Raw genomic sequence first — 9,563 nt, 5'->3', positions numbered from 1 at the left:
GCGATCCATCCGCCTACGATGCCTACGAACATAGAGATAGCGATAACAAAGGGATAGAAAAGCATGGCCACGATTTTTGGGAAAACCAAATAGTTCAGGGCGTTCACCCCCATAACCTCCAAAGCGTCGATCTGTTCGGTGACGCGCATGGTTCCAATGCTCGATGTGATATAAGACCCGACCTTACCGGCCATGATGATAGATACGAAAGTGGGCGAAAATTCTAGGATAATAGACTGGCGTGCCGTAAACCCGATAAGATTTTTCGGAATTATCGGATTGGTCAGGTTGATGGCCGTCTGTATGGTCACAACCGCCCCGATAAAGAAAGAAATGAAGATAACGATGCCCAGCGATCCGTACATCAGCTCATCTATTTCCTTAAGGATCAGGGTTCTCATAATCCGCCATTTCACCGGCTTTTTAAAGACCTCCTTAATCATAATGGCATAGCTGCCGATCGATTTAAGATAGCTCATGTACTTGGGTTTCGTGGCGTAAAAATAGGAATAAGCATTCGATTTGACGGACTGCTTGTCAATTTTTAAGGAAGAATTTATTTACATTTGTTTCTTACAGAAATCTATGTCCCCTAAAATAAATCCATTATGATCAGAAGAGTGCTTAGCTTGTGTTTGACGGTTGTTTCAATCGTTTTTTATGCTTCCGAAGGTTTTGGGCAGCAAAAATCAAAAGCGGGTGACGGGCATCTAAGAACAAGTCCTAAATTGGTAGTGGGCATTGTTGTCGATCAGATGCGCTACGATTACATCACCCGGTTTTATCACCGGTTCGGCGATGATGGTTTTAAACGGTTGGTCGACGAGGGATTCAATTGTAAGAACAACCATTTCAATTACGCACCGACCACTACGGGCCCTGGGCATGCTTCGGTGTATACGGCCACAACGCCTGCCACCCATGGGATTATCGGCAACAATTGGTACGAAAAGACCACCGGCGAAGATGTATATTGTGCCGGCGATGACAGTTACGAATCGGTGGGTACCGAATCCGATGCCGGTAAAATGTCGCCGCATCGTTTGACTGTGACCACTATCACCGATCAACTGCGTTTGGCTACCCAAATGCGCGGCAAGACCATAGCCATCGCCATTAAGGATAGGGGCGCGGTACTCCCGGGCGGTCATACCGCCAACGCGGCCTATTGGTTTCACGGTGGTGACGAAGGCAAATTTATTACCAGCTCCTTTTACATGTCCAAACTGCCCAAATGGGCCGATGATTTTAACGCCTCGAAAGCGGCCGAGAACTATAAAAAACCATGGACTACCTTAAGACCCATAGATTCTTATCTGGAAAGCGGCATCGATGATAACGTCTACGAAGGTCTGTTCGAAGGGGAGAACGCACCGGTCTTTCCGCACGATCTGCCTAAATTATGGGATGCCAATGGAAAATTTGGCTTGCTCAGCGCTACGCCATACGGCAATAGTTTGACCGCCGATTTCGCCGTTGCCGCATTGGAGGGGGAGAAGCTGGGCACCGATGATATTCCCGATTTTCTGGCCATCAGCTTTTCCAGTACCGATTACGTGGGACATAAATATGGAGTGAACTCAAAAGAGGTACAGGATGTTTATATGAGATTGGACGAAGACCTCGCTCGATTTTTCAAGGCGTTGGATAAAAAAGTAGGCCAAGGCGAATACACGGTTTTCCTTACCGCAGATCATGCAGGGATGGACAATGCCGCGTATCTGAAGGACTCGAAAATTCCCGCAGGAAATATAAAATGGAACGATAGCAAGCCGAAATTCGATGCGTTTTTAAAGTCCACTTTTGGAACGACGGATGTGGTCGAGGTCTTTTCGAACTATCAATTTTTCTTGGACCAAGACGTTGTAAAGAATCTTGAAATGTCGGTTAGGGAAGTACAAGAGACCATTGCCAACGAGGTGCTGACCTATGAAGGTGTGGAGCATGTCTACACTGCCGACCAAATGTGGCAGAACGAATACACTGATGGCATTCCCCATTTGATACAGAACGGGCATAACCAAAAGCGTTCCGGCGATGTGATCGTGGTCTTAAAACCCGACTACGTGTCGTATTCCAATACCGGTTCGACGCATGGTTCGCCGTATACCTATGATACCCATACCCCACTTTTGTTTTATGGGAAGGGTATCAAAATGGGAAGCACCGTCATGCGCACCGAAATTCCCGATATTGCCGCTACATTAGCAGTGCTACTGGGTATTGCGTTCCCAAGTGGAGCAACCGGGAAGCCTATTGTTGCCGTTTTAGGGCATCGGTAGGTAAGCCGTTGCAGTAGGCAGTTCTTCGAATTTTGCAATTCATCCCATATATAAATGAACAACAACCCCATTGGCATTTTCGATTCCGGCGTCGGGGGCACTTCAATATGGAAGGAAATCCAGAAACTGCTGCCCAATGAGGATACCATTTATTTAGCCGACAGTAAAAATGCGCCCTACGGTGAAAAATCTGCAGCGCAAATCCTTCAACTAAGTATCAAGAACACGGAGCTGTTGTTGGAAAACAGCTGTAAAATTATTGTCGTGGCCTGCAATACGGCCACCACCAATGCCATTGATTATCTACGTGAGAATTATCGGGTTCCGTTTATAGGTATCGAACCGGCCATTAAACCTGCTGCTCTACAATCAAAATCAAAGACGGTGGGAATCTTGGCCACTAAAGGCACGTTATCTAGCCGACTTTTTCATAGTACCGCTGAAATGCACGCCAAGGGCATAAAGATTATCGAGCGCGAGGGGGTAGGCCTTGTGCCTCTTATCGAACAGGGGAAAATCAACTCGAAAGAGACGCTGAATTTGTTAAAAACCTATCTCAAGCCCATGCTCGATGAAGATATCGATTATCTAGTCTTGGGCTGTACGCATTACCCGTATTTGGCACCCGTCTTAAAGGAACTGCTTCCGGTAAGCGTTCAGATCATCGATTCGGGGGAAGCCGTGGCAAGGCAGACCCAAGCGGTTTTGGAGAAAAACGAATTGATAAACCCTTCCCCACAACTGGGAAGGCATCAGTTTTATACCAACGTGGCGTCCGAGGTTTTAAAAGATTTCATCAAAGAAAATAAGGCTTCCTACTCCGTAAAACAGATAGACTTTTAGAGTAACGGGTTCTTATACCAAATTATGGGCCCGGGCCTTTTTGGATAGCTCCATAAGGTTCTTGACGTCCATCTTGCGCATGAGATTAAAACGATGGGTCTCGACGGTACGTTTGCTATTTTCCAGTTTTTCGGAAATTTGTTTGTTGGTCAGACCGGACAAAACGAGTTCCAAAATTTGAAGTTCCTTGTTGGTCAGGTCGAACGGGGTATTGGTCGGCACATTTTTTTTTAGGTTTTCGAAGGGGCGTTTGTTCGGCTTCAGAAGATTGTTCACCAATACGTTCGAAATATCTCCGCTATAATATTTTCCGCCTTCCTGTACCGTATGTATAGCCTTTATGAATTCGGATTTTCCGGTATCCTTGAGAAGATATCCTTTGGCACCTGCACTGACGGATTGTAGAATATACTCCTCCGAATCGTGCATGGATAGGATGATGCATTTTACGGGGGAATTTTGGGCATTTAATTTTTCGACGGCATCGATACCGTTCATTTCCGGCATACGGATATCGATAATAAGCAGGTCTGGCCTCTTTTCGTTCACCAGATCAATGGCTACATTTCCGTTGGAAGCTTCCCCGATCACCTCTAGATCTGATTCACTTTCCAACAAAGCACGGATACCGTCCCGCACCAAAGAATGATCATCCGCTAAAATAATTTTTGTGGTTTGGTTCAAAACATCCGTATTTATACGGACAAATATACTTGAAATTCGGGAAGATTTATCCGTATCAATACTAGTACGTTAAAAATCAGACTTTTGATAGGTCTATATTGCCAACCTGTAGGGTCTTTTTTGATTTTGTAGGCTTTAGTCAGAAAATTTTCCCAGACCTGCGTTCCTGCCTGCAGTTGCGGAAACCTTGTAGGTCAAATTGAAAAGAACCACCACCAACAAAAAAGATGGTGAAGACGGTTCCTATCGAAGCATTATATCGGCAGTTCAATTCCCTTTTGCGGAATCAAAAAATTTGGGTTTGAGGGTCAGTTGTGCCCAAGCCCAATTCTGGTTGCTGGCTGCGGCATCTTCGGTGACTCCTTTCAGCTCGTACATACCTCCACTGGCAAAAAGCTGAGAATAGCCTATGGCCAATCCATAGCCGTTGAACGCTTTTGAAAAAACCAGGTCAATTTCGGTTCCCAAAGATTTTTCGCCACTGGACAATTCCTGTTCCCCTCTGAAATTCAGCACTTTTGTCAACAGGCTCGATGTCTCGCCCAGCTTGAAATCTGCACTGGCATGGATATCAAAAAGTCCGATGGAATTTGCGTGGTTGCCCACATAGAAATAATCCATAAGGCCATTGAATTTGTGATTGGTACCGTAGAGTGGAAAGAAAGCTTCCGTTGTATCGGCGGTGTCCGTGTTGTTTCCACGTATCAGTTCCGTGCCGATGCCTAGTCCAATTTTATCAGTAGCCCTAAAGCTAACCTCCAGTCCCAATAAATAGGCACCGCTGATATCAATAGTATTCTGGCGTTCGCCGGTTTGCAAAAATGCGTTCAAAGCAGCTCCAAAAGCCCCTTTTTCGTATTGCAGATGGGTGCCGAGGGTCTGTAGGTTACTGACACCATCGGCGATTTGGGCATCGCCCTCACCGGTAAAGTTTTGAAAACCGTTGTTCAACAGTAAAAGGCTGCCCGAAAAACTGTCCCATTGCTGTTTGAGATATAGGTACTGCATCGTTTTATACGTAAAGAAACCTGTGGTGCCATACGCTGTTCCTTCAGACTGAAATCCGGACGGGTTGTCGAAATCTTGGCTGAACGCTAGGCCAATATCCACCATAAACTTTTCGCTTCTATATTTCAATAGACCGGCATCGTGGTTACGCCCCTGCTGCGCCCAGTCGAGACCTCCCATGATACGTTCGTCGTCATAGGAGATGGACTGCCGGCCCAATTTGGTAGACCATCCGCGCCCTAATTTCAAATTCGCCCACGCCTCGAAAACAGCAAAGGAGTTGTTCTCGTCATCGGGAAGTAGCTGCCGGTTCTCGCCCCAGACCATTACGTCTTGAAGGCTTACAAAAAATTCATAGGAATCAAATTTGTAACCCGTGTTCAGACGTATCCGTGTCGAAATGGCATAGCCGGCGTCTGCTGCATCGGGAATGATACTCCCGAAACCATGTCGGTATTCGGTTCTTGGTCGAAACTGTCCATCTAATGTGAACTGTGAATATATCGATGGTGCCGATAGGGCCAATAGAATTATAACAAGAAATATTTTTTTCATGTATGGATAGGTTCTTCAGTTAAGGATTATTTATCTGCCCCCGACATTACCAATTCACCCTTCATTTCGGCTTCTACCGCTTTTTCATCGGCGGTTGAGAATTTAATGGCCAATGAGGTCAAGGCACTGACCACAACGCATCCACCAATTATAAAATAGCCGTTGGAAACAGCGGATGCAGCAGCTGCCGATTGGGCCGCTTTCATGGCTTGTTCGCCCAAATTGGAGGTGGCGGCCAAAGCCGTGGTTTCGGCTAAGGCGGACTTTGATTTTAAGAACATAGCGGCCAAAAATGCTCCCACATTACCTCCCGCGCCTACAATTCCGGAAATAGAGCCAATAGCCTTTTTGTTGATAAAGGGTACTACAGAAAATGTGGCACCTTCGGCCATTTGAACCGTTAGGCTAAAACCGATCAAGAACAGCATTCCAATGGCCAAGCTAGTGGTCATCGAAAAGATGGAAAGCATAAAACCTTCAGCGGCCAATATGACGGTCAGAAAAAGAACCCTTCCGCGAAGTCCCTTCAACTTACCGAAGCGATCTCCGAAAAAACCGCCCAAGGTGCGGGCAAAAATGTTAATCAAAGCGAACGAAAGCACCAGGTTTCCGGCAGAACTACGGGTAAGGCCGAACGTGTTCTGCAAATAATCGTCCATGGTACCGTATACGGTCAGTTCCATCCCAAAACAGGCGGCGTAAACGATGAACAGGATCCATACCCGATAGTCTTTCAGTACGCTTAAGAAACTTTCCTCGTCTTTTTTGAAGTTGGGCATTTTACCTTCGCTTTTCAGTTGGGCAAAATTACCTTCCGGGGTATCCTGGGTGAAAAAGTAGTAGACAAGGCCCATAAGCATGGTAATTATACCCGCGATGACCATGGAATACCGCCAAGCGATCTCGTCCGCCACCCCGAAACTTACCACGGCCGCAGCAATCAAGGGCATGCCCAACCGGTTGGCACCCCCGCCGAGGTTTCCCCATCCTGCGGAGGTCGCGTTGGCCGTGCCCACTATGTTGGACGCAAACATGATGGAAGTATGGAATTGGGTGATAACAAAAGATGCACCAATAAACCCGATGAATAGGCGGCATATCAGAAACTGCATGGGAGTCTGAACAAAACCGATCAAGATTACCGGAATCGCCCCCAAAATCAATAAATAGGTATAGCATAAACGCGGACCGTATTTGTCACAGAGTTTTCCGATCAATAAACGGGCGAACACGGTACCCGTAACCGCTAAAATAATGGAGTTCCATTTTTGGTCGGGTGTTAGACCTAAATCCTTGACCACATCAGGCATAAAGGGAACGATGCCGAACCATGCAAAGAAGCAGATAAAGAAGGCTATCGACGTAATCCAAAAGGTACGTATGGGCATACTTTTAAGGTCGGTGAGTTTCAGTGTAGTCGATTTTTTCGATTTTGTTTTCATAAAAGGGATGTTTTAGGGTGTAACGATGTCCAAAATTAAGTATATAAATACGTATTAATACGTATTTATAGAATAAATATTGATTTTGTACGTATTTTTATGAGGATGATAATTATAGCTATAGAAAATCTTTGGATTGAAAAAAAATACCATCCACTTTGTGGAATATCCAATTGGGATTTCTTGGCTAGCTTTGGATAACGTCTACGGCGATATTAGCCTACCCCTCCCAAGGTTATTAATGGTTCATGACCCGATTTCAAATACGAATTCCATAGGTGGACAAATCAAAGGTCTCGTGTTGTTCCCGATTCATGGCTCGATTTCGAACCTGTCAATATAAGGTGGACTTTTTGATGATTCTGCAATTAAAATACGTAATTATTTCCATAAAATTACTAGATACATACGTATTAATACGTAATATTGTACTAGGTTTTAAAAATCTAAGTATATGCAAACTATCCTTGTAGTGGGAAACGGAATGGTCGGATACAAGTTCTGCGAAAAATTCGTAGCCCGCCCTGAAAGCCGGAATTATAAATTGGTCGTTTTCGGCGAGGAGCCCCGGGCCGCGTACGACCGTGTTCACCTTAGTGCGTATTTTGAAAATAGGGATGCCAAAGCCCTGGAGCTAGCGCCCCTGAACTGGTACTCCGATAACGGTATCGATCTGGTCGTGAGCGAACGTGTGACCGATATCCACCGTACCAAGAAAACGGTCACGACGGCCAGTGAAAAGGAGTTTAGCTATGATTATCTGGTGTTGGCCACGGGATCGGCGCCCTTTGTACCGCCTATTCAAGGAGTCAAAAAGGAGGGGGTATTCGTATACAGAACCATCGAAGACCTAGAGAATATGATGGCCTATGCCGATAAAATTAAAACAACAAAACCGAATGCAAGGGCCGCCATTTTAGGTGGGGGACTCTTGGGCTTGGAAGCGGGTAAAGCGGTCATAGACATGGGACTGGAGCCCCATGTCGTAGAATTCGCGCCCAAACTAATGCCGCGGCAATTGGATGCAAGAAGTAGTAATGTGATGCAATTGACCTTGGAATCTATGGGCATCCATATCCATGCAAGCAAAGCCACCAACAAAATACTTGGAAACGGTGCCATCACCGGAATGGATTTTGGCGAGGACGATACCTTGGAGGTAGATATGTTAATTATTTCCGCCGGCATCCGACCGAGGGACGAACTGGGCAAAACCTGTAATTTGGAGATGGGCGTTCGCGGGGGAATCGTGGTCAACGATAAAATGCAGACTTCAGATCCCGATATCTACGCCATCGGCGAAGTGGCGCTTTATAAGCAAATGATTTACGGGCTCGTCGCCCCCGGTTATGAAATGGCCGAGGTAGCGGTCAATCAAATACTGAAAAAGAATGACGTGGTCATGCGTCCCGAAATCGACATGTCAACCAAACTCAAGCTCATCGGCGTTGATGTGGCCAGTTTTGGTATACCCTATATGCCGGCGGACAAGGGACTTTCTATTATTTACGAAAATAAGACCAAGGGCATTTATAAACGAATTAATGTAAGCCATGATGGAAAGACCCTATTGGGCGGCATAATGGTCGGCGACGCGGAAGATTACAGCATTTTGCACCAGATGTACCTGAACAATATGCCCTTGCCCGAAAATGCCGAGGAACTGATCGTAGGGTCCAGGGGCGCAGGGGGCTCCGCTTTTGGTAGTGCGATGGATCTGCCCGATACGGCCGTGGTCTGTTCTTGCGAAGCGGTCACGAAAAGGGCTGTCTGTTGCTCCGTTTTGGAGGATGGCAACGAGACCGTGAAAGCAGTTGCAAAGGCTACAAAGGCGACAACCGGTTGCGGGGGCTGCAAACCCATGGTCGCCGATCTAATCAAGGAAAGTTTAAAAACGCTGGGCAAGACGGTCAAGGAGCGTATCTGTGAACATTTCGACTTCTCCCGTCAAGAACTGTTCGACATCGTGAAACTGAAGGATATCCGGAATTTCGATGATCTATTGGATGATTTCGGTACGGGCCATGGCTGTGAGGTGTGCAAACCCGCCGTTGCGGCCATTTTTGCCAGCATCTATAACGAGACGGCCAACCGGCAGGATACGATTCAGGACACCAACGATCGTTACCTGGCGAATATACAGCGCAACGGTACCTATTCCGTCGTACCTAGGGTGGCGGGTGGCGAAATCACCCCGAAACAATTGATGGCCATGGGCCGGATAGCCCAGAAATACGACCTCTACACCAAAATAACCGGTGGCCAGCGTATCGATATGTTCGGTGCCAAGTTGCATGAGCTCCCCTTGATCTGGGAAGAACTCATCAACGAGGGTTTTGAAACCGGCCAGGCTTATGGAAAATCCTTACGGACCGTAAAAAGTTGTGTGGGGTCTACTTGGTGCAGATACGGCATGGATGAGAGCGTAAGCTTTGCGGTAGAAATAGAACATCGCTATAAAGGCATCCGTTCCCCGCATAAATTCAAGGGCGGTGTTTCCGGCTGTATACGGGAGTGTGCCGAGGCTCGGGGAAAAGATTTCGGGTTTATCGCCGTGGAAGGTGGGTGGAACGTTTACGTGGGCGGTAACGGTGGCGCCAACCCCAAGCATGCGGTATTGTTGGCCGAAAAAGTGGATAAAGTGGCGGCCCTAAAGTACGTTGACCGATTCCTTATGTTCTACATCAAAACCGCCCAACCCTTGCAGCGCACCGCCCCCTGGTTGGAAAAACTGGAAGGCGGCATTACC

The 9,563-nt window shown here is 46.7% G+C and carries 7 protein-coding genes; 3 read left to right on the top strand and 4 right to left on the bottom strand.

Annotation, left to right across the window (positions count from 1 at the left end; translation table 11 throughout):
• The coding region (locus ACEW8S_RS13075) for an MlaE family ABC transporter permease (protein WP_373518586.1) at positions 1–479 on the bottom strand (479 nt) is incomplete at its 3' end.
• Between the two features lie 129 nt (positions 480–608).
• Here ACEW8S_RS13075 and pafA point away from each other — a divergent pair.
• Both pafA and murI read left to right on the top strand, forming a co-directional pair.
• Positions 609–2,282 (top strand): alkaline phosphatase PafA, encoded by a 1,674-nt coding sequence (gene pafA / locus ACEW8S_RS13070; protein ID WP_373518585.1) that lies wholly within the window; start codon positions 609–611, stop codon positions 2,280–2,282.
• A gap of 54 nt (positions 2,283–2,336) precedes the next feature.
• Positions 2,337–3,125, top strand: coding sequence for a glutamate racemase (murI, locus tag ACEW8S_RS13065; RefSeq protein ID WP_373518584.1), 789 nt, complete (start codon positions 2,337–2,339; stop codon positions 3,123–3,125).
• A gap of 12 nt (positions 3,126–3,137) precedes the next feature.
• Here the strand turns inward: murI and ACEW8S_RS13060 are convergent, their stop codons facing one another.
• The 3 genes from ACEW8S_RS13060 to ACEW8S_RS13050 all read right to left on the bottom strand — a co-directional run bounded on the left by ACEW8S_RS13060 (position 3,138) and on the right by ACEW8S_RS13050 (position 6,814).
• Complete coding sequence (locus ACEW8S_RS13060; protein ID WP_373518583.1) at positions 3,138–3,809, bottom strand: response regulator; 672 nt, start codon at positions 3,807–3,809, stop codon at positions 3,138–3,140.
• A 267-nt stretch (positions 3,810–4,076) separates the two neighbouring features.
• Positions 4,077–5,372, bottom strand: coding sequence for an alginate export family protein (locus tag ACEW8S_RS13055; protein ID WP_373518582.1), 1,296 nt, complete (start codon positions 5,370–5,372; stop codon positions 4,077–4,079).
• Between the two features lie 26 nt (positions 5,373–5,398).
• Positions 5,399–6,814: an MFS transporter gene (locus ACEW8S_RS13050; protein WP_373518581.1), complete on the bottom strand. Its 1,416-nt coding sequence runs from the start codon at positions 6,812–6,814 to the stop codon at positions 5,399–5,401.
• A 454-nt stretch (positions 6,815–7,268) separates the two neighbouring features.
• Here ACEW8S_RS13050 and nirB point away from each other — a divergent pair.
• Positions 7,269–9,563 (top strand): nitrite reductase large subunit NirB (nirB, locus tag ACEW8S_RS13045; protein WP_373518580.1); only part of this gene is annotated, 2,295 nt, incomplete at its 3' end.

Source organism: Pricia sp. (assembly GCF_041745955.1).
Classification (GTDB): Bacteria; Bacteroidota; Bacteroidia; order Flavobacteriales; family Flavobacteriaceae; genus Pricia.
The sequence above is the reverse complement of the archived record's forward strand: the minus strand, read 5'-3'. Positions and strand labels throughout refer to the sequence as shown.

Bases quoted from the DNA above. Each gene is read 5' to 3' on its own strand.
- pafA (WP_373518585.1), top strand. From the start codon at position 609: ATGATCAGAAGAGTGCTTAGCTTGTGTTTGACGGTTGTTTCAATCGTT.
- murI (WP_373518584.1), top strand. From the start codon at position 2,337: ATGAACAACAACCCCATTGGCATTTTCGATTCCGGCGTCGGGGGCACT.
- ACEW8S_RS13055 (WP_373518582.1), bottom strand. From the start codon at position 5,372: ATGAAAAAAATATTTCTTGTTATAATTCTATTGGCCCTATCGGCACCA.
- ACEW8S_RS13050 (WP_373518581.1), bottom strand. From the start codon at position 6,814: ATGAAAACAAAATCGAAAAAATCGACTACACTGAAACTCACCGACCTT.